The organism is Chryseobacterium paridis (genome assembly GCF_016595215.1).
Taxonomy (GTDB): domain Bacteria; phylum Bacteroidota; class Bacteroidia; order Flavobacteriales; family Weeksellaceae; genus Chryseobacterium; species Chryseobacterium paridis.
On the sequence record NZ_JAENHK010000002.1, the window covers coordinates 1 to 1,147 of the forward strand.

Sequence of the window (1,147 nt, forward strand, 5' to 3'; positions counted from 1 at the left end):
TTTATCAGCGAAAATGAGGAAAAGGGTAAGGAAAAATGGAAAATTGAAATGGGAAAGTGGAAAATTAAAACGGGAAAAGGAATGAGATGTGGATGAAAAATGGATATATTAAATTTGATTTAGGAAGAATGAAAAGAATTTTCTGGAATTTTTTAGAATCATGGCTTATATTATTTTGTAATGCCGATAGATATTTAAGGGGTCAAAAAAATATTATGGAGTTTGATTCGATTGGATAAGGATTCTATTTTCTTTTTTTTGCCAAAGTTGGTATTATCGGATTATAAAAGAATGAGTTTATGTTAGGAATAAAAATATTTTACAGTTTTAAAAGTATATAGAATTATATTAGGTGCTTATCTTTTCGATCTTATTTATTATTGAGCATTATCAAGTTTTTATTCTTTACTCTAGATCTTGCTTTTTAAAATCTCTTTCTTTTTTCTTTATCCAGATAGTAGATAGAGTGAGTAATAAAGTCATTATAATCTTTACTGCCAAAGGTAGAGGATAGGGTATTGATTTTCTTTTTGCTGTTCCTGTACTGATGTTCATAATCCATATGATTATGTCCTATATAGGAGTAGATCATATTGTATTTTGTATTGGTCCAAATGATGGGATAAAAACACTGAGTCCAGATTTTATTTTGCTTAGATCTTGTTCCCAGTGGAAAACTTTTTTTCATCTGCCCTGTTCCTCGTAAAGGGCTAACTCCTTCAATAGTTAAAAGGTTGGAGCCTATTCCTGAGATATTAGCTCCCATTCTACTCCGTATAATATATGTATGTCTCTATTTTAAATGAAGTCATTCTTCCAGACATACCATTCATTGGGTAGCACTTGTAATTGGGGCAGTGATTGAGTGAGTTTATTTTTAGTGATTCGTTTAAGTACTGCAGAAGTGAGTCTTCAAAAGTTGAAAATTGAGAATGGAAAGTTGAAAGTTTATAGGGAGAGCTTTAGGTTTTGGCTAAAGCCGTTTTGGATTTGGGATTTCTTTTAAGGCGGGCTAAAGCCTACCTCTATTGATGGTTTTATTCTCTCTCGCGGATTAAGCAGATAACGCAGATGAAAACAATTGAAAATTGAAAGTTTAAAATTGAAAATGTATAGGCAGAGTTCTATGTTTTGGCTAAAGCAGCTT

The 1,147-nt window shown here is 31.5% G+C and carries 1 protein-coding gene; it reads right to left on the reverse strand.

Annotation, left to right across the window (positions count from 1 at the left end; translation table 11 throughout):
* Nucleotides 1-424 precede the first annotated feature (424 nt).
* A complete protein-coding gene (locus JHL15_RS04995) occupies nucleotides 425-766 on the reverse strand; it encodes a hypothetical protein (RefSeq protein ID WP_200243779.1) in 342 nt (113 codons plus the stop codon).
* Nucleotides 767-1,147 lie beyond the last annotated feature (381 nt).

Bases quoted from the DNA above. Each gene is read 5' to 3' on its own strand.
- JHL15_RS04995 (WP_200243779.1), bottom strand. From the start codon at position 766: ATGGGAGCTAATATCTCAGGAATAGGCTCCAACCTTTTAACTATTGAA.